The following is a 24364-nucleotide window of genomic DNA, read 5'->3' on the forward strand; positions in this document are numbered from 1 at the left end:
TTGCTTTTTTTAATCCCTCCGACTATACTCTATGTATACAAATAACTTTACACTTGTAAATCACTGACAGGAGGATTTTTTATGCTTGATCGTTTAAATGCATTGCCGGTCTTACGTTTTCATTACAAATTACTGTTCATAGCCGGTATCGGTTGGGTTTTTGACTCTATGGATACCGGTCTCATCGCGTTTGTCCTTCCCCTTCTCATCAAGGAGTGGGGACTTACGGGCGCTCAAGCGGGAATGCTCGGCAGCATCGGCCTCATCGGCATGGCCCTGGGTGCCGTTGCGGCAGGCACCGTCGCCGACAGGCTGGGGCGGAAAAAAGTATTTGCTGCCACCATTCTTCTTTACAGTCTATCAACCGGAGCCTGCGCGGTTGCTCCGAATTACGAATCTCTCCTTGTTTTCCGATTCCTCGTCGGCCTCGGCCTCGGCGGCGAACTGCCCGTAGCGGCAACACTTGTCACGGAATACGTTCCGGGCCGCGTACGTGGCCGCTTCATGGTGCTCCTCGAAAGCTTCTGGGCCGTCGGATGGCTCTTAGCCGCTCTCATCGCTTATTTTATCATTCCTGTCACAGGCTGGCGTACAGCCTTTATTATCGGCGCCGTACCGGCCCTCTATACAATGGTTATTCGCATACATCTGCCCGAATCGGTACGCTATCTCCTGCAAAAGGGGAAAACGACCGAAGCGCACGCTATCGTTGCCCGGCTGGAACGAAACGCAGGTCTGGACGCACGGCCCTTCACTCCTGATGATACGACCGTCCCTTCCCGAGACGTCTCGGCATCATTTACCGCTCTCTGGACCCGTCGTTTCGCTAAACGTACAATTATGCTCTGGGCCGTCTGGTTCGGCATCGTCTTCAGTTACTACGGCATCTTCATGTGGTTGCCGTCACTCGTTTTCAAGCAAGGCTTTACAGTCGTCAAAACATTCGAATACGTCCTTATCATGACGTTATCTCAATTGCCGGGATATTATACGGCCGCCTGGCTTGTCGACCGTTGGGGCCGCCGTTATACATTGGCGCTCTTCCTTCTCTGCAGCGGCATATCGAGTTACTTCTTCGGTCATGCAACAACTGTTACGGCTCTTCTCTTCTGGGGTGCGGCCATGTCCTTTTTCAATCTCGGCGCCTGGGGCGTTATTTACACCTACACGCCGGAACTGTATCCGACGGCAATCCGCGGCCTGGGCTGCGGCTGGGCTGCCGGATTCGGACGCATCGGCGGTATGGTCGCACCGCTTCTCGTCGGTGCGCTTTTGGCCAATGACTGGAATATGAGCGGCATCTTCTATATTTTTGCCTCCGTCTTCGTCATTATTTCAGTTATCGTCATCTCTCTCGGCACGGAAAGTAAACGAAAAAATTTGGAAAGCCTTTCCTGACAGCAGCATAAAAGGGGCGGATATGTTTGTATCCGCCCCTTTTACTGTTAACAATACTTGGCTATGCCGGTACGTATATTTCCCAATTGTCTGTAGAGATTGCGTCCCGGGCAAAGGGTACCGCTCAAATCACGATGCCCGAGAATCGTCTTTGCTCCGGGTTTAATGCCGTAGATCTTACATATATAGGCCATGAGAACCGTCCCGGATGCGAGAGCCGCATCAGTCGGTACCGCCCGTTCATAATCGCCGGCAAAACAAATGCCGACAGTATTATGATTATGTTCATAACAATGGGCCCCGACAGCATTCATCGGACGCCCCCGTTCAACGGTACCGTCCTTGTGGATCACGTAGTGATATCCGATCCCGGCCCATTTATTAGCCAAATGCCATTGGTGGATTTTTGCCGCCGGTACTTCCTGATCCGTACCGCCGACATGATGGATAATAATCGCATCTGTCCGGGAACGGCGCACAAGAGGTTCCCGGAATTTAAAGCGCGTCTCTTTAACGGCCAATTTCACAGAGCCGTCCGCGGCCCTTACCGGCAGAGTTAACCCCGCCGAAAAGATCGTTGCCGTACCTGCCGTAATAAGAGCCTGTCGCAAAAATTCTCTTCTGTTCATAAATTTATATATCCCGTCTTTCCCCTGAGGGAAAATGATAATTTTTATTGAACTCTCTTCGGATGGCTATTATACACCTTTTTCAGATACGGTGACAACTGCGGAAATCAAGTTTTCATGCGATTGGGAAGATATAGTATAAAAAATTTTTCTATCTACATTATAAAGGATACTCATTTTCCGCAAGAATAAATTATTTTCATTTGCTCATACTTTAATAAGGGTAACATTCCCGCCTCTCCGTTAAGGCGGGAATGTTACCCTTATTTACTGTTCGTACGCTTCATATCGTATATCAAATTCGGTTTCAGCATCCCGTTTAACGGAAAGAGCTCGTTTACAAACGAATCGTCCACATAGAGGATCCCGCTCCGTACAATTCCGGGCGCTTTACCGCGGGATGTCGTCAAAACACCGTCCCGATTATTCCACATGAGGTCACAGCCAAGAGCCGTTGCCAGGATCTGTGCCGGCAAGTACAATTTTCCGTCCTTGCCGAGAACGCGCTTTGGCTGCTTTTTGCCGTCTATGTATAAATCATACGCTTCAGCAACATATGTGGGCATGCCGTCGGAAGCGTTGATTTTCTGTAAAATAGCCTGCTCTTCTTCAAACGGATCCACTCCGTAGCCAGCCAGTGCACGCTTCACGTCGCTTACGGACAAAGGCTGGCGATCATACCCGTCAGGATAAATATAATAGGATACTCTGTGATCCGGCGCAACATCAATAACGATGCGATCGTAGTACACTTCCACGGCCGTGCCGACGTGAACGCGTTCGTAGAGATCTTCCACATCGGCTTCACGCATGCGGATACATCCGTTAGAAAATAGCCGCCGACTGTCTCGGGCCGATTAGTACCGTGAATACCGTAGTTTCCTGAAAATCCGATCCAACGATAGCCCAAAGGATTGTTCCGTCCCGACGCGATCCGCTCACTGGTGTCATCGGGATTAATCCAGGTCGGATCCGTTTCTTTATTTTCAACGGTATAATACCCAATCGGCGTAGGCGTATAAATGCTGCCGACGCCGACAGGATACATGGCAACCTTATCGGAACCTTGATAGAAGGTAAGGATACGGCTCGCCAGATTGACGCCTATTTTCTCGGTCCTGTCCGTTGCGGAAACCGGAACGCGGCCTTCTGAATCTGTACGATCCCCTTCATCGGCCGCAGTCACATTACCCGTTTTATTCGCATTTTCCGTGACAGGCTTATTTTTTGAGACGCTGACGGTTCCTATTTTAGAAATTTTAACAACCGCCCGGTACCGGTCCGCCGGAGTGTTTTCCGGCGACGCCGCAAAGGTGACAGATACAGTAAACACCGTTGCCAGTACAGCGAAAAAAAACTTTTTTCCAAGTAATCGAGGCCCTTTCATTACAACGCTTCCTTTATACGTAACAAATGGTAAATTTATTACTTAATTATACTCAAAAAAGGCACATTTACATATAGGGAATATATGTATGAATTCAAAAATTTTTTCTTTTGTTGTAATTATAACGGACGATTATCAATTAAGTGTTTATACTTAGTAGCGTAATGAGAAAGCAGCACCCTAGTTTTCAAGCGCAATACAAAGGAGGTGCCTATTATGGCATATATCAAAAATGTAGAACAGGAAAAAGTATTGGCTCTTGCCGATCAAGTACAGGTCACTCCGGGGCAGGTTGTCAGTCGTACGTTGGCACAAAATGAGGCTGTAAGCATTACAGTCTTCGCTTTCTCAAAAGACGAAGAAATCGGCACGCATGATTCCACAGGAGATGCACTGGTAACCGTTTTGGACGGCACCGGTCGGTTCGTCGTTGACGGCAAGGAGTACATCGTCCAAAAAGATGAGTCGCTTGTTATGCCGGCTAAAAAGCCCCATTCGGTACATGCCGTAGAAGATTTCAAGATGCTTCTGACCGTGGTATTTCCGCGTTAGACTAATTTTTACAAAAGCAGGAGGGTTAATATGGAACAGAAAATGTTTTGTTTTCAATGTGAACAAACTGCGGGCGGCACGGGCTGTACCGGCGGCGCCGGGGTATGCGGCAAATCCTCGACAGTTGCCAATCTCCAGGATGAGCTGACAGGGGCTCTGATCGGGCTGGCCCGCGCCTGTCAATCCGGTCATCCGACAGCCTATACGCATCGCATAGTCCTCGAAGGTCTTTTTACGACCATCACGAACGTTAATTTCAACGAAGAAACGATGCATACGATGATCGATAAAGTAAATGCTGAAAAAGCCGCTGTCCTCAGCAGTGAAGAAGGGGCCTCGATAAACTCCGCAGACTCTTCGGCGGTACGTCCGCTGCCGATAAAGCGGCAGCCAACTTCGAAATGAAAAAAATTTGGAATGCAAACGAAGATATCCGCTCTTTGAAATCGCTTATCCTCTTCGGTATGCGCGGCATGGCAGCCTATGCATATCATGCACTCATGCTCGGTCAGCACGATGACACGGTTGACGCCTTCTTTCTTAAAGGCCTCCGCACACTCGGCGAAGATCTGACAATGGAAGAATTGCTCCCCGTCGTTATTGAAACAGGTCATGTAAATCTTACCTGCATGGAAATGCTGGACCGTGCAAACACAGGCACATACGGCACCCCGGTTCCGACAGAAGTGCCTCTGACAATCGAAAAAGGGCCGTTCATCGTTGTAACCGGTCATGATCTCAAGGATCTGGAACTTCTTTTAAAACAGACTGAAGGTAAGGGCATTGCTATTTACACACACGGTGAAATGTTGCCGGCTCACGGGTATCCGGAACTCAAAAAATACAAACACCTCAAAGGCAACTTCGGGACGGCCTGGCAGAATCAGCAAAAAGAATTTGCTAACGTTCCCGGCGCTTTTCTCTTTACGACAAACTGTCTCATGCCGGTTCGCCCGACATATGCGGACCGTGTTTTCACTACAGAAGTAGTTTCTTACCCCGAACTCGTACACATTGATGACAATAAAGATTTCACGCCGGTTATCGAAAAAGCCCTCGAACTTGGCGGATATCCGGAAGACCATGAAATGACGGGAATCAACGGCGGTAAAACGGTTATGACCGGTTTCGGTCACGGCACAGTCCTCGGCGTTGCCGATACGGTCATTGAAGCGGTTAAAAACGGCGCAATCAAGCAATTCTTCCATTGTCGGCGGCTGCGACGGCGCCCCGGCCGGGCCGTAATTATTACACGGAATTTGTGAAACAGACTCCGGCGGATACGGTTATTCTGACACTCGCTTGCGGCAAGTATCGGTTTAATGACCTTGATCTCGGCACTATCGGCGGTCTTCCCCGCATTATGGATATGGGGCAGTGCAACGATGCATACAGCGCAATCAAAGTAGCGCTTGCACTCTCCGAAGCTTTCGGCGTCGGTGTCAATGAATTACCGCTTACATTGGTGCTTTCCTGGTACGAGCAGAAAGCTGTCTGTATCTTGCTCACACTCCTTGCATTGGGCCTTAAGAACTTCTACCTCGGCCCTACGCTTCCGGCTTTCGTATCCCCGAACGTATTGAACTACCTGGTAGAAAACTTCAACATCCACCCGACAAGCACACCGGAAGCGGATTTAAAAGCTATCCTGGGGTAAGGTAATTTCAATTTTACAATGCCTTATATTCTATACCATCGAAAGCAGGCAATGAAAAATCTTTGCCTGCTTTTTATATTGCCCAATCTCTATAATTATCAAAATTCTATTATATTGAGAATCTATCTGCTATACTATAATCAATGTAAGATTTTACTGTCTCCGTATACAGCTTGAAAAGAGGGATTCTCATGCAACTTGATGAACAGGCGGCAGCCCGCGGCAGAGGCGTCACTTCAGCCAGTTTGAAAGGGATCGGCGGTAATATTATACTCGTCATCTTTAAAGTAATTGTCGGGCTTTCATCAAATTCCATCGCCGTTATCCTTGATGCGGTCAACAATCTGACAGACGTTCTCTCATCTGTTCTTACCATCGCCGGGACTAAACTGGCCGGCAAAAAAGCCGACAAAGAGCATCCCTTCGGCCATGGACGCGTCGAGTACATCACGACGATGGCCATTGCCTTCATCATTCTGAGTGCCGGATTGCTTTCCCTGAAAGAATCAATCAGCCGGATTCTTCATCCGGTCACATCTGTTTTCGCCGCAACGGATTTGGCAATTATCTGCATTGCCATCGTCATAAAAATCGTCATGGGAATGTACTTCCGCAAAGAAGGAAAACGCTGGAAATCCGACGCGCTCTCCGCTTCCGGCGTTGATGCGCTGTATGACGCGTTTTTAACAACGGCAACTCTGGTTTCATCAATCCTCGTCTTTTTCTTCCGGTTTGACGTACAGGGATATGTCGGAGCCGTCATCGGCGTCATGATCATCAAAGCCGCTACGGATATCGTCCGCGACATGTACAACCACCTTCTCGGGGTCCGTGCCGACGACACGTTAGTGCGCCGTTTAAAAGAAAAAATTGCTTCCTACCCTAATGTCGGCGGCGTGTATGACCTTGTGCTGAACAGCTACGGCCCCGGAGAAACACTGGGGTCCGTTCATATCTCCCTGCCCGATACAATGACAGTCGGCGAAGTCCATCCCGCATGCAAACGTATAGCTGTCGATATTTACGAAGAGTTCGGCATAACCCTGACCATCGGCGTATATGCAACGAACCAAAATGATCTGAACGCCTTGGAAATTAAAAAGGAACTCGATGATGTACTCAGTCTTTATCCTCATGTCCTGCAAGTTCATGCCTTTTACGTACAGGAACGGGAAAAAATTATCTATTTTGATCTGATCTTTGACTTTGACGAACCAAACCCGGGTGATGCACTGCGCAGTATTAAAGCGGATTTGAAAAAACGGGTCCCCGGCTACGAACAGTTCGCTATTCTCGACACCGATTTCAGTAATTAAAAACGGCCTTTACAGGTCGTTTTTTGCTTACATCAAACAGGTTTAATATATCGGTTTCATCGCAGAAAATCATACCGGGGCTGCATTATTCACACCGGTTTCCAACATAGTCTCAAAATTCCCGGCCGTTCCGGACCGAAACACAAGGTGGAGAAGATATGTATTTCATTATAGACGTATGGCAAGGATATCTCATTCAGCTCAGATACAGAGCGCTCATTGTACAGCAAAAACACGTCATGTCAGAACGAACGATACTGTTGAATACGTATTGAGACAGCGCTCATCCCGCCGCCTATTAATTTTATCCTTAGCCGTATTCCATCATACAGGCCGACACCTTGCCATGAACTCATGAACCTAAAAATAATAGTTATTCTTACCGCACCGTGCTATAATACAGACAATGACACTGCGGTATACTTTAACATAAACGAGGAGTTTTTATGAAGAATTCGACTTATTTGGAAATGGTAAAACGCAACCCTTACACGCTCGAACACATTGAAAACCCGACAGAAGAAATGATGCTCGAAGCGGTACGCCGCAACGGCATGGTGCTGCAATATATAAAAAATCCGCCGCCCCGGGTGACGGCGGCTGCCATAGACAATGAAGCACGCGCTATTCAGTTTATTAAAAATCCGTCAAAAGAATTGGCTGAAAAAGCTCTTCGGAAAAGCTGGGCCAATTTGGAATACATACATAATCCGTCGGAAGATCTGATCAGGCTCGCTCTCTCCTGTTCCGGCTGGGCGCTGAAATATATAGACAATCCGAGTGAAGAATTACAGCTGGCCGCAGTCAAAAAAAACTATGATGCCGTTAAATATATAGAAAATCCGTCCGTCGCCGTCCAGGAAGCGGCTGCCGCTCAAAACTACGCGGCACTCCGTTATATTGCAAACCCCGCTTTCTCGGCGGAATGCATTGCCGTGAAAAACGATGAACAGGCGTTACGTTTCGTCAAAAATTTAACGCCCGAAAAATTTATCGAATTGATGAAAGTAAACAGCCTTATTATAAAATATATGCCGCCCAATTTTGCCGTCGCCGTAGACGATGTGGAAAAAGCACTGCGCCAAACTGTTGCCGCTCCGGACGTAGACGAGAAGTATATACGAGATCTCATCAACAGCCGCAGCATAGGCCGCACCGTATCGACCATGCCGATTGATAAAATTCAGCTTATCGACAACTATGGCAGCAAAAAAGCACGACGCATTACAGTAGACGAAAAACTAAAATTTTCTTAGAGGTAATCCATGAACTTCACAGATACATTAAAGAGCGTTGAACTCGTTTTAGCCGCCGGTCAGGTCCCGCTTCTCGTCGGCAAAACGGGGATAGGCAAAAGCGCGCTGGCAACAGAAGTAGCTCAACAAAATGATTATAAACTCGTTTCTATTGACGGAAATTTATTGAAAGAAGGGGAAATCGGCGGGCTTCCCCTGATCGATGAATTTACACGCCGCACGGATGACCGCAATGCCGTATGCTTAAAAACAACAGTATATGCCGTCCACAATAAGCTGCGTGAGATAGATGAATATTTGGCTGCAGGACACGGCGTCCTGCTCTTCATTGATGAAATCAACCGTTCCGAACACGCAGTCCAGCAGGAATTGATGAATCTTATTCTGAATCGTGAAATCAACGGTTATCACTTGCGCAACGACGTCCATATTCTGGCAGCCATGAATCCGTCCGATACCTACGAATACGAGGCTGTCGATATGGATGACGCGCAAGAAAACCGGTTTGTCTGGCTTTATATGGAAGTAGACCCGTACCAGTGGCTCAGTTGGGCTGCCGATAAGGGACTGGAAGAAAAAGTTTGCCAATTCATTTCAACCTATCCCGAATACTTGAGCCGAAGCAACGAAGACGATATTAACGCGACCCCGCGCAGTTATGAACGTATTTCCGAATTATACCGGCTGTATAAAGAAAATACGGATACTATCCCTCGCTCCGTTTTTTATAACGTTATTCGCGGCAATGTAGGCAGAGTCATCGCCGAAGAGTTTTTAAATTTCGTCGAAAGTGATTACAGGCCGCTGATCACTTATGAAGACGTTTTTTCCGGCAACAGTCTGTCCGATGAGTTAAGAATGCGGATCCGGGAAGAAACGCATACACGCCTCTACATCAGCGCCAAAAACATTCTCAACAAATTGACAGAACGGTTGCGTGCCGATTCCGCCGACGGTATGAAAAGCATAGACAGGCTGGTTTCTTTCTTGCAGGTCTATCCCTCTGATCTGATGGTTGGTTGCCGTTATGAAAGATATTCGCAATACAATGCCGGAAATCTACGCCTATGCGGCGGAAAACGAAGCCTTTATCGACGCATATTTTGCGGCTTTCCGGCGCAGACGGTAAGAAACGATGGAACAGACACTGCATGTAGAAAGCGAAGCCGTCGTTCTTTACCAGGAACTGTTGAATCTTGAATCCGCCTGGAAAGAACATGCCGCTGAAAGTCCGTTTACGGTGTCCGATGCCTTCCGCAAACGTTTCTTCGCCCTCATTGATGCCCTTAACCTGCGTCTTCTGGACGACTCGGATAATTTTTACGGTTATTTTCTTTTTCAAACGGGCCGCGACCTTCGCTTCGACTTGGAAAGTCCGGCAGGGACAAACTTTAAAGACGCTAAATACATCATGTATTTCAATCCTTTCCTCTTTCTGCCTCTCACACCGGAACAAATGGAAAGCGCCTTGAAACATGAAATACTTCATATTCTCTCACTGCATCTTTTACGAGCGAAAGAATTGCGCAAAGAATTCTCGCCTCTTGCCGTAAATTTAGCAATGGATATTGTCGTCAACACGTATATATCCCCTTTGCCTGCCGATGCCGTTACGTTAGCCGTTGTCAATTTACAATACGGCCTGGCGATGCCCCTCTTCGAGACAGTCGAATATTACGCCGAAGAAATCCAGACCGCCCTGGACAGACGACAACCTCGCAAAAAAGAGCCGGATGAAGGAACACGTTCAAACGATGCGCTGCCGATGAAATTCAATCCCGAAACAACACATGATATTTGGGACGAAAACGATGATATTGATGAAAAAGCGATTCTCGAATTTACACAGAAAGCTGCCGACGGCGCACGCAAAGAAAAACTCAGTTCCTACTTGGACAGTCTTCTAGCGACCTTGGCGAATAAAAGTAATACCCTGCCGTGGTATGCATACTTAAAAAAGGTCGTGCGCACTGTCGCGGCGGAACGCAAAAAAACGACAACACGCCGCAACCGCCGCCAGCCGGAACGGCTCGACCTGCGCGGCGATCTGCGCAACAGAAAGGCAAAAGTGTATATTGCCCTTGATATCAGCGGCAGTATCAGCGACGAAGAATTTAAGCAGGCTATGGAACAGGTGCTGCAAATCGTTAAAGTTTATAATCATGACATTACACTCATTGAGTGCGATAATGAAATACGCCGCATCTACCATGTAGACAAACTCACCGACTTGAAAGAACGTTTTCCTCAACGGGGCGGTACGGCCTTTGCTCCGGTCATCAACTATTGTAACGGGAAAAATCCGGATATACTCGTCTATTTCACGGACGGCAAAGGGGAAGAAGAAAAGCTGCCGCAGCGACCGAAAGGCTACAGCATTCTCTGGCTCTTGTCCGGAAAAGACAGGACGCTCTCTCTTGCCCGGCCTTACGGCGTGATCAAAAAACTGATGCCCATTAAAAGTAAAGATCCCCTCTTTGACTTCGACACCGTCGAAAAAGGAGGTTTTTCCATGGCCAATCAAGAACGAAATGTAGATTTACATGAATATATCCGCGGTTAAATAGTAAAAGGCGATACAAAAGAATTGTATCGCCTTTTACTATTTATACAAAAGAAGTATGTCTTCCGGGGCTACGCCAAGACAAGACGGAATGTCCCGGGGGTATCTGTCTTTCGGAAATCGCCACCATATGGCAGGACTTTTATCCTGCTGTCCGTCATAACGAAATTTCAGAACCCATTCAAAGGGCTGTTCAATTTCTTCAACAAAGCGTACAGCAAATGAATTTTTACGCTCTCCGCCCTTAAAAGAATGGGCCCTGATCCCCACGGCGCAGAGAGTATCACCAACCGGTTCCGCAGCAGTCACAGTGATGCCCCATTCAGGTATACGGGCCGTACAGTCTCCGTCTTTCCGGGCGGCAACAACATTCTTGCACCCCGTTAAGACGGCGGCGGCCCTGGTGCGAGGCTGCGCAAAAACAGCTTTAGTTTCACCGAACACTTCAAGCTTGCCGTCCGACAAAATAGCCAACGAGTCACAAAGCTGATAAGCTTCGTCACGACTGTGCGTGACAAGAACAACATCCTTGCGGAACTGAGCCAGCGTCTCGCTGAGCTCAATCATGAGCTTTTCTTTCAGATAGCTGTCCAATGCGCTGAAAGGCTCATCTAAAAGGAGCACCTCCGGTTCATTCACGAGAATACGGGCTAAGGCCACACGCTGTTGCTGCCCGCCCGAAAGTTGAGCCGGTTTATTCCGTTCCAATCCGTCCAGACGCAATCGGTTTACCATGGATGCAATAGCAGCGGTCCTTTCCGCTTTGCTGCGTCCTTTGCGAATACTGTAGTTAATATTCTCTTCTACCGTCATATTGGGAAAAAGGGCGTAATCTTGAAAAAGATACCCTACGCGGCGCTTTTGAACAGGCATATCGATATATGAGCCGCTGTCGAAGAGAGGCTTGCCGTTAACGGCGACACGGCCCTCATCGGGCCGTTCTATGCCGGCAATACATTGCAAGGTCTTACTCTTGCCGCTGCCTGACGCGCCGAGAAGCCCTACTATACCGCCTTTTGAAGAAAAAGCCACATCCAACGAGAAGGAACCCAGGGATTTGCGCACATTCACATCTATTGCCATCCGCCGGCCCTCCTTTGACGAGCTCTCTTTTCCATCATATTTACAGTCAGAAGAACAATGGCGCTGATAATAATATTGATAACCACCCAAATGAACGCGCTGTACTCGTCACTAGTACGCCAGAGCTGATAAACAGTCGTTGAGATGGTCGCCGTATTGCCGGGAATATAGCCGATAAGCATGCTTGTCGCGCCGTATTCACCGAGCGCCCTGGCAAACGCGAGGACCACACCGGCAATAATGCCCTGTTTGCAGGCGGGAAGACGGATACGCCAGAAAATAAACCGTTCCGACAAGCCGAGCGTACGGGCGCTCCAGGCAAGATTTTCATTAAAGCTTTCAAACGCCCCCCGCGCCGTCCGATACATGAGCGGAAAGGCGACGACTGCCGAAGCGATAACGCCGCCATACCAGGTCATGACAAACTGTATCCCCATATTCTTTAAAAAAATACCTACCGGATGGGTGAGTCCGAAAATAAGCAAGAGGATCCACCCGCATACGGTAGGCGGCAACACTAAAGGCAAGGTAAGAAGGACGTCCAGGACGCCCTTCACGAGCCGCGGCAAGGTCGCAATACGATGAGCCGCATAAATTCCCAAAAAGAATACGATGACACAGGATATCCCGGCTATGCGTAAGCTGTTCCAAAGGGGATACCAGTCCATAAGTTTCTCCTATACGCGGCTGAAACCGACACTTTCAAAGATCTTCATAGCCGCATCGCTCTGTAAGTACGTGAGGAAGTCCTTAGCCGCATCTTGATTTTTCGAGTTCTTTAAGATCGCAGCGGGATAAATAATCTGGCCGCACATTTCTTTTGTAGCCTGATCGACGGGTTTCAGTTTAGCGCTGAACGCATCCGTCGCATAAACGACACCGCAATCTGCAGAACCCTCAAGAACCTGCGTCGTTACTTCCTTAACGTTCGAGCCGTATGTTATATTACCGGCAGCGGCAATTGCTTTTTCGTCAAGATTATAGAACTTCAAAATTTTTTCCGTATACTGTCCGACAGGTACGTCATTGTTGCCCATAACCAGACGAACGGAACCGTCTTTCAATTTAGCTGCCAGATCGTTAAAGCTCTCTACATGTTTCGGATTCCCTTCCGGCGTCACGAGTACGACTTTGTTTTCCAAAAGATCAATTCGGGAATCGGATTTAATAAAATCCAACTTGTCGGGATTAGCTGTTTCATCTTTCGCAGCATCAAGCTGATTCATCTGTTTTTGCGCCGCCGAAATAAAAATATCCGCATCGGCACCGTTCTGAATCTGTTTCTTCAGCGTACCGGATGAATCGAAATTATACGTAATTTCCACATTTGGATGTTCTTTTTCATAATCGGCTTTAATCTTATTGAGCGTTTCCGTCATACTTGCTGCTGCAAATACCGTAAGTTTCACTTTTTCTTTTCCCCCGTTCACCTGATCTTTTTTATCCTGCCCGCAACCGACGAGACCGACAGCCAAGGCTGCCACAACGGCCAAACTGATGAACTTTTTCCAATTTTTCATGACAAGTGCTCCTCCTGAACGACAAAAATTATTTTTCGGCACAGTCGCTCGCACCATATCGGAGCAAGTCCAAGGGGTGCGCAACTGTATCCATAAAAACGGCCAGACATTCCCGACAGGCCTTCGGACTGCCCGGAAGATTGACAATCAACGTTTTCTTACGAAGTACACTGACGGCGCGGGAATATATAGCCCGCTTCGTTTGCCTCATCGACTCGGCACGAATCGCTTCGGCAATACCCGGCACGAGGCGATCGGCGACGGCCAACGTTGCTTCAGGCGTTATATCGGTCGGTGCAAACCCTGTGCCGCCGGTCGTTATTATTATATCAAGCCGGCGTTGATCTGACAAACGCACAAGCTGTTTTTTCAGCTGTTCCTCATCATCGGGAAGGAGAAGAGTTTCCGTTATTTCAAACCCCCGTTTTTCCAATTCTCCCACAATAACGGGTCCGCTTTCATCAATCCGTTCACCGCGGCTGCCCTTGTCGGAAAGTGTGATGACAGCTGCCCGGTAAGGACGATTCTCCTTACGTTCTTCAATCACAAGTTCATCTCCCGGATGAAGGACGCCGCCGGTCAATACTTTGGCAAAAACGCCTTCGCGCGGCATGATACAGTCCCCGACTTGATGATAAACAGCACAATGTGCATGGCATTCTTTTCCGATTTGCGTCATCTCCAGAAGGGACCTCACCCGCTCGCAACAACGTCCCTACGGACAGTTTGGCGAAATCAAGCCCTGACACGACCAGATTTTCCCCGAAGGCACCATACCCGACGCGAACACCGTTCTTGCGGAAATCTTCTATTTTATCGGCTGACAGAAGACTGACCTGACGGTGCCAGTCGCCGCCGTGGGCATCATGTTCAATGCCCCAATCGGCAATCACCTTCGCCTCATTAATCGGCTTCTTCTGTACACCCCGCTGCTTACTGATACAAATTGCTAAAATTTTACCCATAAATTATCCCCCGATTTGCTTCATCGTTTTTATTTCCGTAATCTCCGACCGGTCCGAAAAGCAATGCCCTGACGGCTTCTCACCGATCGCCCTGGCAAACGCTTCAGCCAGGGTCATATTCGACTGCCCGCGAACGATCGACTTCAGATCAACACCGGCATCATAGCAAAGGCAAGGCTTCAGGAAACCCGTACTCGTCAAACGCATGCGGTTGCATGCATGACAAAATTGATGTGTATTAGCTGCAATAAAGCCGATATGGCCGCGCAATCCGGCCCCGGCATAGTACGCCGCCGGTCCGTTACCGCGTACGCCTTCGTCGGCCCGAAGATCATCATACTTACCGCGTAAAACCGCCAGCACTTCGGCTTCGGTCACTCCCTTTTCAAACCGGCCGAACCCGATAGGCATGATCTCTATAAAACGCACGTCAACGGGCATTTCTTCAGCCAGTTTCGCCAACGGTAAAATCTGGCTTCTCGTCTGGCGCAGAAGGACGGCGTTCACCTTTGTGCGAATACCGGAGGCGGCTGCCGCCTTGACGGCGGCAAGAACACGCTCCAAGCCGTCCGTGCCGGTAATGTGTTCAAACTGGTCCCGATCGAGTGTATCCAGACTGATATTGATCCCATCCACACCCATACGGACCAACGCCGGCAGATGCTCCTCCAAGTACATGCCGTTCGTTGTCACGGTGACCTGATTTACACCGTTAAGACCTTTCAGCCCCTGCATAAAGGGAATGACCCCCTTGCAGCAGAGAGGTTCACCGCCGGTAATTTTAAATTTGCTGATACCGGCTCTGACGGCGGCCTCACATATGTTCATAATCTCTTCATAACGCATAATTTCCGCATGACACACGTCCAGAACCGCTTGAGGCATACAGTACCGGCAGCGAAAGTTACACTTTATCGGTAACGGAGATTCGCAGGTAATCAATGCATCTTCCCCATTTATCCTTCATTTGCATCGCCCGTCTTTCCGTAAATGAAACGGCCGCTCTTACCGCCGCTTTTTTCTTTAAGATGTATATCGGAAAGGACCATTGACTTATCAACGGCCTTGCACATATCATACATCGTCAGAAGCGATACGGACACGCCGGTCAGCGCTTCCATTTCCACGCCTGTCCGTCCTCGGCATTTCACGAGACATATCGTATCAATGCGGCATTCTTTTTCATGAAATATAAACTCTATGCTGCACTGCGTGAGCTGTAAAAGATGACAGAGCGGAATCAGTTCATTCGTTCGCTTGGCGGCCATAATGCCGGCAATACGCGCTGCTGCCAGAACATCGCCTTTCGGTATCCCGCCGTTTTTCACAGCATTATAACATTGGCGGTTCATCGTAATCGAACCGGTCGCTATTGCCGTACGTACCGTACTGCGCTTTTCACTCACGTCAACCATATGGGCGTTTCCTTTTTCATCTATATGTGTAAGTTCAGCCATAAGTTCCTCCTATTTCCCGAAACCGCAATTCGGGAAAGTACAGACGGGACAGTCCAGGCACAGGCCGCCTTCGCCCATACGGCTGAGGTCGGCGGCGGTCACAGGAACGCCTGCCATAAGCGAGGGCAGGACAAGATCAAATATCGTCCGTTTTGCGTACATGACACAGCCGGGCAAGCCGACGACGGGACGGTTATCGTCCGTATAAGAAAGAAGGAACATGGCCCCCGGCAAAACAGGCGCGCCATAAAAGACAATACGGGTTCCCGTATTCCTGATCGCCGCAGGGGTCCGGTCATCGGGATCGACACTCATGCCGCCCGTGCATAAAACCATGTCCATCTCCTTATTGAGCATATCCTTAATGACAGCCGTGATTTCCGCAGGATCATCAGCCAGGATAACATGCATTTCCACAGCGGCGCCGAATGCGCCGAGCTTCTTTTCGATGACAGGGGAAAACGTATCTTCAATACGCCCGTAAAATACTTCATTGCCCGTCGTAATAAGACCGGCTTTCTTTTTAGTAAACGGGTGGATCTGAAAAACAGGAGCGCCGGCTGCAACACGTTTGGCTTCTTCCATCTTTTCTTTTGCAATAACTAAGGGAATAACACGCATCCCCGCAAGCTTATCCCCCTTCTGTACGGAAAACCCGCCATGACGGGAAGCAATCATCATCTCGCCCAGAGAATTCAACGCAAGAAGCCGTGTTCTGTCAATGGTGAGAAGGCCGTCGCAATCGGCAATAAGCTCAATTTTCCCTTCTTTCGCCTCCGTAGCGTGCATATTGGGCCCCAGGGTCAAGTCACGCAGCACAGCGGCACCTTCGTCCTCATGCAGCATAGTTTCATCGGTTTCCCAAACATACACATTCTCTTTACCCACCGAAAGAAGGACCGGAATATCCTCTGCCGTAACAATATGGCCCTTACGGAAGACCGGCCCCTTTGTCACCCCGCGAATGATTTGTGTAATATCATGACACAGAACCTGCCCTACCGCATTTTCCGTTTTAATACATTTCATAAATACATACCTTTCTCATGCCGTGAAATATCTGTATATGTGATAACCGGCTCACGACGGAATATGCCGGAGCCGGTATCTCTATTGATTATTATAGAATATTTCTTCGCAAAATTCCAGTTATTACGGATAACTGCACGAGACCGTTTTACGTAGCTTCCATATTTTAAATTTTTATGTATCGGTATGATAACATTTCCAGTAAACGGCACCTACCATCAGGCTGCCGCCGATAATATTTCCTATCGTAACCGGTAACAGATTACGGACAAAAAAGTTCCCCCATGTGAGGACGGACATGTCTATCCCTTTGGCCACAGCGGCGGCCGCATATGTCGGATCAAGAGAGGCGAAGATTCCCGCCGGAATATAGTACATGTTGGCAACACTATGTTCAAAACCACAGAGTACAAAGAGGAAGATCGGTAAATATACACCTGCCAGTTTTTCAGTAGCCGTAGAACCCGCCGTGGCGATCCAGACTGCGACACAGACGAGGAAATTACAAAAGACGCCCAGAATAACGGCACTGAGAGGAGATAAATTCACTTTTGCAACAGCTGTTTTTATAGTAATAAGCGCGACTCCGTTACCGAAAAGAGATAATTGTTGCGCCTGTGTCATGAGGAAGGCAACCAAAATAGAGCCCGCAAGGTTTCCGATATACACGATAACCCACAGACGAAGCATTTTCCCCCATGTAATCCGGTTATCAAGTTTAGCGATAAGCATTAAACAGTCACCTGTAAATAATTCGGATCCTGCCAGGACAACCATAGCCAAGCCGGCCGGAAAAATAAGCGAACTGATAATCTTCGCCACACCCGGATTATCCATCATGCTGCCGCCCGTATTGGCCCCCACTGCCGCCAAAGCGATATACATACCTGCTAAAATTCCCAAAAGGACCGCCTGATGAATACATAAATCGGCTTTTCCCTGTCCGATTCCGTCAAACTTGGCCGCAACATCTGCCGGTGATAGCATAAAAATTCCTCCTTTATTCATACGATTGCAGTACTTATTAATTATCTGCATATCTCGTATGACTGTTCGTTATCAGTATACTCTCTTCAATTGTGCCGTCAAGACTTAATTAAATATATCTTTTTTTTGCATTCCCACAATAATGTGTTAGGATTTTCTTAAAAAGTATAAGGAGCCCTTCAAAATGGTATTGATCCCCGATAAAAATCTACTGTCTCTTCTCATTCTGGCAGGCGGAAAAAGCAGCCGTATGGGTTGCGATAAATCAAAACTGCCCTGGCGCGGAACGACAAGTTTAACCTCTCTGCTGCAAAGAAGCATAGTCTTCCCGTTTAAAAATACGATTATTTCCATTAACAGAGAGCTTGATCTTTCGGATCTGCCCGGGACTGTCGTCGCGACGACAGGCAAGCGACGGGAGAGCGATATAGAATACACCTGGACTTTGCCGGACGGTACAAAGCGAACTGTTTTTGTCGTTGCCGACACCTTTACGGAGAGAGGCCCGCTCGGCGGCATGGAAGCGGCTATGCACATGCATAAAACAACCAAATGGCTCGTGCTTTCCGTCGACCTTCCGTTTTATGATTTTTCAGCCGTCAATCGACTTCTGTCCGCTCATATGACGAAGGATGCGGATGCCGTCATTCCCCTTGTAAACGGCAAAGAAGAACCGCTGAGCGCAATTTACTCAGGCCGTATTTACAAAAAAATTCTCACGGCCTTAGCAGCCGGAAATTATCGTGTACGACATATCTATGCGGATAAAAAAGTCGTATATATTGACGAAAGCGCGCATGCACGGCAATACGTCAATATGAATACGCCCGTCGCATATAAGGAAGCTTTGGCATACGACACGAACAGCATGCGTAAAGTCCCGCTATTTTCCATTTGCGCCGCCTCATCGGGAGCGGGAAAAACCCGGCTGGTTACAGCTTTAATCGGACAGCTCACACGGGAAGGGTATTCTGTCGGCTATGTAAAAAGCACGCATCACCGCATATACGGGAATAAAGAAGGAAGCGACACGGATCTCGCAAAAAAAGCCGGAGCTAAGGAAACCCGTATTGTTCCGTCTGTTGACAGTAAAGCGGCGGATAAACGAAATCTCCTGGCCGCGGCAGCCGAAGAAATGGATGTCGACGTGGTATTTATTGAAACCCGTGATCATGCCGTTTTCCCAACCATTCGAATTCTCGGCTCAACAGAAATAATTCCGGCACGGCATAATGCAAAACAGATACTTGCGGTCATATCGCGGCAGTTTCCGGAAAAATGCGACTATATCCGCAGATTTGAAGTCAACAATATACAGCCGCTTTATAAATATATTAAACGTTTTATGCATGTCCGGCATTAAGATGTTACGGATTTTTCTTTAACAACTGTATCAAATACAGCCCCTCCGTAAATTTTTCCGTCTTTTCCGTTTGCATATTGAGAATATTAAGTGTACAATAAAATTATTCGAAGATATGTGCATAACCGGGGAGGATTATTATCTTGCATATCTCGGAGCGCCATTTAAAAACAATCCCATATGACTACATTGATTAAAAGAGGTGAATTATACGATGTCCTATGAAACGATTACCACCGTCTGTCCTTATTGTGGGACAGGCTGTCTCATCGATGTCACTGTAGACAGGGAAAACAATAAAGTCATTGAAGCAAAAGGGTCGCCTCACGGCGTTAACAATGACGGCCGTCTCTGTCTAAAAGGGTTGTACGGTTGGGATTACTTAAATGACCCCCAAATTTTAACAAAACGGATTCGTACCCCTTTAATTCGCCGGGGCGGCAAGGGAACTCCCTTGGAACCCGCATCCTGGGAAGAAGCCGTCCGTTACACGGCTGAGCGGCTCAAGGCCATTATTAAAGAATACGGCCCCGACTCCGTTATGGGCGCTGGCTCCGCCAGAGGCCCGGGAAATGAAGTCGGCTATTTGACACAAAAATTCATGCGCGCAGTCGTCGGGACAAACAACGTCGATCACTGCGCACGTATCTGACACGCTCCTTCTGTCGCCGGGCTCGGCGAAACATTAGGTGAAGGCGCGATGTCTTACAGTGTGCCCGAACTGGAAGATGCGGAAGTTATCTTCAATATGGGATATAATGCGGCTACGTCGCATCCTCTTGTAGCCCGCCGCATCGTACGGGCTAAGAAAAAAGGCGCAAAGATTATTTGTGTCGATCCCCGTAAAACGGAAACGGCCCGCATTGCGGATATTTTCTTGCAAATCAAGGGCGGCACGAACATGCTCTTCCTCTGTTCCATGGCACATGTCATGGTTACGGAAGACCTGGTAGACCATGAATTTATTGAGGCTCATACCGTGGGCTTTGAAGAATATGCACGGGAAATCGCCGATCCTAAATACGCCCCCGAGGCAGTGGCCGAACAGACACGGCTCAATCCGGAAGATGTGCGTAAAGCCGCCCGGCTCTTTGCCTCATCTAAGCATACAATGACGACATGGGGCATGGGCGTTACACAATTTTCCCAAGGCGTGGAATGTGTTATCGGCTGTTCCAATCTCGCTCTGATGACGGGCAACTTCGGTCATTACGCGACGGGTGTCGGCCCGGTCCGCGGCCAGAATAACGTACAGGGTACGTGTGATATGGGTGTGTTGCCGAACGTATATCCGGGCTACCAGAAAGTCACGGATCCCGAAGTCCGCGCCAAGTTTGAAAAAGCCTGGGGTGTTAAGCTCTCCGACAAAAACGGTTCACCTTTAACACATGTCCCCGACAAAGTACTCCGTGAGTCGGATTCTAAAAAACAAATTCATGGTCTACTACATTATCGGTGAAGACCCCGCTCAATCCGATCCGGACTTGCCGGAAATCCGCGAAACCCTGTCAAAAATCGACCTCGTCGTCATACAGGATATTTTCTTCAATAAAACCAGCGAATATGCGGATGTTATCTTGCCTGCCACTGCCTCGGGCGAACATGAGGCCGTCTATTCTTCCTGCGACCGCCGCTTCCAGCGCGTCCACAAACTCGTCGAACCGGATCCGAATTTAAAAACGGACTGGGAAATTCTCTGTCTCATTGCAACGGCGATGGGGTATCCCATGCATTACAACAATACGGAAGAAATCTGGAATGAAATGATCTCGCTCGCACCGAAGTATACGGGCGCTACGTACGAAAAACTGGAAGCCAACTACGGCATCCAATGGCCGTGCTATTCTGCGGATCCGGAAGACAAGGGTACACAATATCTCCACAAGGATGCGGTCTTTAATAAACCTGACGGTAAAGGTCGTTTCTTCTTCTTCCCCTTCACACCGGTAAAGGAAAAAGAAACGGCGGAATACCCTCTGTCCCTGTCGACAGTCCGTGAAGTAGGCCATTATTCCGTCCGTACAATGACCGGAAACTGTCGCCTTCTCCGTTCTTTAGCTGATGAACCGGGCTTTATTCAAATGAACCCGGAAGACTGTGAAGCGCTCGGTATCAAAGACGGCGAACTGGTCCGAGTTTTTTCGCCGCGCGGTGAGACAATCACCCGTTGCCTGCCTACAGGCCGCGTTTCCAAAGGCGCAACTTATATGACCTACCAATGGTGGATAGGTGCATGCAATGAATTAACCAATGCGAAACTCGACCCGAAAAGTAACACGCCGGAATTCAAATACTGCGCCTGCCGCGTTGAAAAAATAGACGATCAAAAAGCCGCTGAACAGGAAGTTATCAATCGCTACACGGAAATCCGACGGCAGATGGGCATCTTGGAAGAAACGGAGGCGGCATCTAATGAATAAATTTATCAAATCAGATCCTATGCTCTGTATCGGTTGCCGTACCTGCATGGTCGCGTGTGTTGTAAACCACACGGAAAAAAACGTATTTGCACTGGACCCGGACAGCTATGACTTTACACCGCGCGTCCAGATTCAAATCACGGATACTGTAACAAAACCGGTTCAGTGCCATCAATGCCCGAAACCCAAATGCATGGAAGCATGCCCTTTCAACGCGATCTCTATGGGTGAAGATATGGTGATCCTCGACCAGGATCCGCAGAAAGGCTGCGGCAAATGCGCGAAAGCCTGTCCGTTCAAGGCTATCACGATGATGCGCATCTATCATGGCGATACAAAAGGCCGGCCGTTCCGCCAAGTGGCGTTCAAATGCGACTTATGCAGAGACACGGAATCAGGCGTACCTGCCTGTATCGAAGCATGTCCCACAGAAGTATTCACTCTCTTCGATCCGGCTGAAGCCGCTGCTAAAGCCAAAGCTGCAATGGAAGCCAAAAAAGCGGCTGCAACCGCACCCACAACATAACACAGAAAGGTTCATCCTATGATTCCCCTATCAGTAACAGAAGTAAATCGTATGTGGGCGGACGTACTGAACCACGCAACTGTCGGGACGGAATCCATCCGTCCCGACATTGCATTGGGGCGAATTCTCGCCGAAGACGTACATGCCGTCGAACCCTACCCGCCCTTTCGTAAATCACCCTTCGACGGATACGCTATCCACTTTGAAGAAGGCCGTACGGAATATACGGTCCTCGCCACACTCGGGGCCGGCGAAGTATATGCCAAAAGCGTAGAAAAAGGCGAGGCCGTGCGCCTCATGACCGGCGGTGCCCTTCCCGACGGCTGCGATACCGTCGTCATGCAGGAAAGTGTAAATGCCGTCAATGACAAGACCATTGAGATAAAAGGCGCCGTACATCAGGGAGATAATGTCATTCCCATAGGCGAAGAATGCTCCCCGGGAGACCCGATTCTCACGGCAGGCTCCGTTCTGACCGCAGGCGCCATGTCCGCCGCCGTCGGTCTGGGCCGCACGGACCTTACGGTATACAAAGACCTGCACGTCCTCTTTATCACGTCGGGCCGCGAACTCGTCATGCCCGCCAAAGCTCGTAACGGCGCTCAGATTTACAATTCCAACGCCTATTTATTCGCCGGTCTCTTACGCGAATACGGTTTCGGCCAGACGGGCTATATGCACGTGACCGACAACTCGGACGAAACGGAAGAGGAAATCGCTCGTATTTTTTCAGCTTCGCTCGAAGCCGATGTTATCATCAGTACAGGCGGAGTATCTGTAGGCCTCTTCGATTCCATGCCGCATATATACGAACGCATCGGTGCCAAAAAACTGTATGACCGCATTACTATGCGGCCCGGTTCAGCTTCATTCGGCGGTGCCATAGAAAGGAAAGACAAAATTATCCCTGTTCTCGGCTTGTCAGGCAATCCGTCAGCGGCCTTTAACGCCTTCCACCTTATTGCCCTACCCGTCTTGCGGCGCCTGCGCGGCGAAAAGGACGTAACCTTGCCGGAAGTAAATTGCCGCATGGCAGAAGGATTACATAAAAACAATCCGGTAGACCGTTTTGTCCAAGGCACCGTTTGCTTTATAGACGGCATGCCAACCTTTTCTCCCCTTTCGCGGGCCACGGCCGGCTCCTTATTAGGCCCGTCCAAGGCCAACGCCCTCGCCTTTATTCCTAAGGGCGCACCGCCTGCCGCAGCAGGCATGACAGTCCGTACCGTTTTACTGACAGTGAAATAAATAAATGAAAAACAGGGAGTAACGAATACGTTACTCCCTGTTTTTCATTCTTAACGCGTCGGTTCCCGTTAAAAGGATACTCGTTCCTTATGCGTATAAAGGCGGAAAGAGTCGGGGCGCAGCCCGCAAACAACCGTAATGCCGTATTCATCTGCCAATTTCAGGCCCAAGACGGATGGCAAGGCGCGGGAGGCGATTAAATGCACGCCCATACCGTGTACCTTGGAAATAACCGACTGTGGCACGCGACCGCTGAAAATAAGCATCACATCGGAAACGTTTATGCCCTTGTCTTCTATAATGCCGCGCAGACGATCCAGTACATTATGGCGCCCGATGTCTTCGGCATAGGCGAGGACTTACCCTTTCTTACCAAGGCCCCTTCATGAATGCCGTGAGACGCATGATGAGCCGCCGACAGGGAATCCAGTAAGCCGCCGTAACTGCAAATTTCATCGGCACGAACCGTTCCTAACCGGTCGGGACAAGGGGCCGGTATAGGATGAGCTTCTTTCGTCGTCTTCACATTCACTCTGTCGCCTTCGACGGTTACGGACTCAATATCCGCATATGCGGGAATTAAACCTTCGGCAAGAACATAGCCGATGGCCAAATGATATATATCCTGAGGCGAGGCAATGAGTATTCCCTTTTCTACGCCGTTTATCCATACAGGCACCATCGTTTCTTCCGACAAAGGTCCCTGTACGCTTTCTGCACCCGTATCCGCCCTGTAAGCCACATACGAAATGTCCGTACAGGGAGAAAATTTTAATACGTCACTTTCCTGTACTTCTTTTAAGCCCATGCTTACTCCTCTCCTCTTTCCTGATTATGTAAGTTGCTTTTTATTATACATCAAGACTTCCGGCACCAAAACAAAAAGAGAAACGGAGATTTATCTTTGACTGTGGTGCAAGGGAACAAAACATATATTATAAGTTTCAAATTAAAGATCGTATCTGAACGGTTGGATGCAAAATAAAAATACGGCGGAAGATACCGCCG

At 48.7% G+C, this 24364-nt stretch carries 26 protein-coding genes and 2 pseudogenes; 14 read left to right on the forward strand and 14 right to left on the reverse strand.

Going from position 1 to position 24364, the window contains the following annotated elements; genetic code table 11:
* Nucleotides 1-81: 81 nt before the first annotated feature.
* A complete protein-coding gene (locus HMPREF0080_RS02485; protein ID WP_006789594.1) occupies nt 82-1398 on the forward strand; it encodes an MFS transporter in 1317 nt (438 codons plus the stop codon).
* A 47-nt stretch (nt 1399-1445) separates the two neighbouring features.
* On the opposite strand, the gene HMPREF0080_RS02490 is transcribed toward HMPREF0080_RS02485, so the two are convergent.
* The 3 genes and pseudogenes from HMPREF0080_RS02490 to HMPREF0080_RS11495 all read right to left on the reverse strand — a co-directional run.
* The gene (locus HMPREF0080_RS02490; protein ID WP_006789595.1) at nt 1446-2027 is read right to left on the reverse strand and encodes an N-acetylmuramoyl-L-alanine amidase; all 582 of its coding nucleotides are present in this window, start codon (nt 2025-2027) and stop codon (nt 1446-1448) included.
* A 263-nt stretch (nt 2028-2290) separates the two neighbouring features.
* On the reverse strand, nt 2291-2839 hold the full coding sequence (locus HMPREF0080_RS09050; protein ID WP_071777887.1) for a hypothetical protein: 549 nt from the start codon (nt 2837-2839) through the stop codon (nt 2291-2293).
* A gap of 95 nt (nt 2840-2934) precedes the next feature.
* A pseudogene (locus HMPREF0080_RS11495) lies at nt 2935-3414 on the reverse strand (L,D-transpeptidase); the annotation flags it as partial.
* 216 nt (nt 3415-3630) lie between these two features.
* On the opposite strand from HMPREF0080_RS11495, the gene HMPREF0080_RS02500 reads away from it, so the two are divergent.
* From HMPREF0080_RS02500 to HMPREF0080_RS02535, 8 genes and pseudogenes are all read left to right on the forward strand, one after another.
* A complete protein-coding gene (locus tag HMPREF0080_RS02500; RefSeq protein WP_006789598.1) occupies nt 3631-3966 on the forward strand; it encodes a cupin domain-containing protein in 336 nt (111 codons plus the stop codon).
* Nucleotides 3967-3996: 30 nt separating this feature from the next.
* A complete protein-coding gene (locus HMPREF0080_RS11625) occupies nt 3997-4371 on the forward strand; it encodes a hypothetical protein (protein WP_006789599.1) in 375 nt (124 codons plus the stop codon).
* A complete protein-coding gene (gene hcp / locus HMPREF0080_RS11630) occupies nt 4368-5231 on the forward strand; it encodes a hydroxylamine reductase (RefSeq protein WP_006789600.1) in 864 nt (287 codons plus the stop codon). The genes HMPREF0080_RS11625 and hcp overlap by 4 nt, the downstream gene beginning before the upstream one ends.
* Nucleotides 5228-5623, forward strand: coding sequence for an anaerobic carbon-monoxide dehydrogenase catalytic subunit (locus tag HMPREF0080_RS11635; protein WP_006789601.1), 396 nt, complete (start codon nt 5228-5230; stop codon nt 5621-5623). Before hcp ends, HMPREF0080_RS11635 begins: the two co-directional genes overlap by 4 nt.
* Nucleotides 5624-5814: 191 nt before the next feature.
* Nucleotides 5815-6939, forward strand: coding sequence for a cation diffusion facilitator family transporter (locus tag HMPREF0080_RS02520; protein WP_006789602.1), 1125 nt, complete (start codon nt 5815-5817; stop codon nt 6937-6939).
* A 446-nt stretch (nt 6940-7385) separates the two neighbouring features.
* Entirely contained in the window at nt 7386-8195 is an 810-nt protein-coding gene (locus tag HMPREF0080_RS02525; protein ID WP_006789603.1) for a DUF4116 domain-containing protein, read from the forward strand.
* A gap of 9 nt (nt 8196-8204) precedes the next feature.
* A pseudogene (locus tag HMPREF0080_RS02530) lies at nt 8205-9324 on the forward strand (ATP-binding protein).
* Nucleotides 9325-9330: 6 nt separating this feature from the next.
* Nucleotides 9331-10758, forward strand: coding sequence for a vWA domain-containing protein (locus HMPREF0080_RS02535; protein ID WP_040346952.1), 1428 nt, complete (start codon nt 9331-9333; stop codon nt 10756-10758).
* 39 nt (nt 10759-10797) lie between these two features.
* Here the strand turns inward: HMPREF0080_RS02535 and HMPREF0080_RS02540 are convergent, their stop codons facing one another.
* From HMPREF0080_RS02540 to HMPREF0080_RS02575, 9 genes are all read right to left on the reverse strand, one after another.
* Nucleotides 10798-11841, reverse strand: coding sequence for a sulfate/molybdate ABC transporter ATP-binding protein (locus HMPREF0080_RS02540; protein ID WP_006789606.1), 1044 nt, complete (start codon nt 11839-11841; stop codon nt 10798-10800).
* Nucleotides 11832-12509 (reverse strand): molybdate ABC transporter permease subunit, encoded by a 678-nt coding sequence (modB, locus tag HMPREF0080_RS02545; RefSeq protein WP_006789607.1) that lies wholly within the window; start codon nt 12507-12509, stop codon nt 11832-11834. Before modB ends, HMPREF0080_RS02540 begins: the two co-directional genes overlap by 10 nt.
* Before the next feature lie 9 nt (nt 12510-12518).
* Entirely contained in the window at nt 12519-13361 is an 843-nt protein-coding gene (modA, locus tag HMPREF0080_RS02550; RefSeq protein ID WP_006789608.1) for a molybdate ABC transporter substrate-binding protein, read from the reverse strand.
* Between the two features lie 28 nt (nt 13362-13389).
* Nucleotides 13390-13974 carry a MogA/MoaB family molybdenum cofactor biosynthesis protein gene (locus tag HMPREF0080_RS10515; protein WP_245527195.1) on the reverse strand — a complete coding sequence of 195 codons (585 nt, stop codon included), beginning with the start codon at nt 13972-13974 and terminating at the stop codon, nt 13390-13392.
* Nucleotides 13913-14326 carry an MOSC domain-containing protein gene (locus HMPREF0080_RS10520; protein WP_006789610.1) on the reverse strand — a complete coding sequence of 138 codons (414 nt, stop codon included), beginning with the start codon at nt 14324-14326 and terminating at the stop codon, nt 13913-13915. The genes HMPREF0080_RS10515 and HMPREF0080_RS10520 overlap by 62 nt, the downstream gene beginning before the upstream one ends.
* Before the next feature lie 3 nt (nt 14327-14329).
* On the reverse strand, nt 14330-15211 hold the full coding sequence (locus HMPREF0080_RS02560) for a GTP 3',8-cyclase MoaA (RefSeq protein ID WP_006789611.1): 882 nt from the start codon (nt 15209-15211) through the stop codon (nt 14330-14332).
* Between the two features lie 71 nt (nt 15212-15282).
* Complete coding sequence (moaC, locus tag HMPREF0080_RS02565; protein WP_006789612.1) at nt 15283-15783, reverse strand: cyclic pyranopterin monophosphate synthase MoaC; 501 nt, start codon at nt 15781-15783, stop codon at nt 15283-15285.
* Between the two features lie 9 nt (nt 15784-15792).
* Nucleotides 15793-16812, reverse strand: a complete 1020-nt coding sequence (locus HMPREF0080_RS02570; protein ID WP_006789613.1) for a molybdopterin-binding protein — start codon at nt 16810-16812, stop codon at nt 15793-15795.
* 174 nt (nt 16813-16986) lie between these two features.
* Nucleotides 16987-17799, reverse strand: a complete 813-nt coding sequence (locus HMPREF0080_RS02575) for a formate/nitrite transporter family protein (RefSeq protein WP_040346954.1) — start codon at nt 17797-17799, stop codon at nt 16987-16989.
* Nucleotides 17800-17983: 184 nt separating this feature from the next.
* On the opposite strand from HMPREF0080_RS02575, the gene HMPREF0080_RS02580 reads away from it, so the two are divergent.
* The 5 genes from HMPREF0080_RS02580 (at nt 17984) to HMPREF0080_RS02605 (ending at nt 23356) form a co-directional block, all read left to right on the forward strand.
* A complete protein-coding gene (locus HMPREF0080_RS02580; protein WP_006789615.1) occupies nt 17984-19162 on the forward strand; it encodes a molybdopterin-guanine dinucleotide biosynthesis protein MobB in 1179 nt (392 codons plus the stop codon).
* Nucleotides 19163-19376: 214 nt separating this feature from the next.
* Nucleotides 19377-20621, forward strand: coding sequence for a molybdopterin oxidoreductase family protein (locus HMPREF0080_RS11795; protein ID WP_483466640.1), 1245 nt, complete (start codon nt 19377-19379; stop codon nt 20619-20621).
* The gene (locus HMPREF0080_RS11800) at nt 20599-21582 is read left to right on the forward strand and encodes a molybdopterin oxidoreductase family protein (RefSeq protein WP_006789618.1); all 984 of its coding nucleotides are present in this window, start codon (nt 20599-20601) and stop codon (nt 21580-21582) included. Before HMPREF0080_RS11795 ends, HMPREF0080_RS11800 begins: the two co-directional genes overlap by 23 nt.
* Entirely contained in the window at nt 21575-22108 is a 534-nt protein-coding gene (locus HMPREF0080_RS02600) for a 4Fe-4S dicluster domain-containing protein (protein WP_006789619.1), read from the forward strand. The genes HMPREF0080_RS11800 and HMPREF0080_RS02600 overlap by 8 nt, the downstream gene beginning before the upstream one ends.
* A 51-nt stretch (nt 22109-22159) precedes the next feature.
* Entirely contained in the window at nt 22160-23356 is a 1197-nt protein-coding gene (locus HMPREF0080_RS02605) for a molybdopterin molybdotransferase MoeA (protein ID WP_006789620.1), read from the forward strand.
* 68 nt (nt 23357-23424) lie between these two features.
* On the opposite strand, the gene HMPREF0080_RS10535 is transcribed toward HMPREF0080_RS02605, so the two are convergent.
* Together HMPREF0080_RS10535 and HMPREF0080_RS02610 are read right to left on the reverse strand one after the other, a co-directional pair.
* Nucleotides 23425-23694, reverse strand: a complete 270-nt coding sequence (locus HMPREF0080_RS10535) for a formate dehydrogenase accessory sulfurtransferase FdhD (RefSeq protein ID WP_342610074.1) — start codon at nt 23692-23694, stop codon at nt 23425-23427.
* On the reverse strand, nt 23652-24164 hold the full coding sequence (locus HMPREF0080_RS02610; protein WP_006789622.1) for a formate dehydrogenase accessory sulfurtransferase FdhD: 513 nt from the start codon (nt 24162-24164) through the stop codon (nt 23652-23654). Before HMPREF0080_RS02610 ends, HMPREF0080_RS10535 begins: the two co-directional genes overlap by 43 nt.
* Nucleotides 24165-24364 lie beyond the last annotated feature (200 nt).

Origin of the sequence: Megasphaera geminata F0357 (assembly GCF_000239275.1) — a bacterium.
Taxonomy (GTDB): domain Bacteria; phylum Bacillota; class Negativicutes; order Veillonellales; family Megasphaeraceae; genus Megasphaera; species Megasphaera geminata.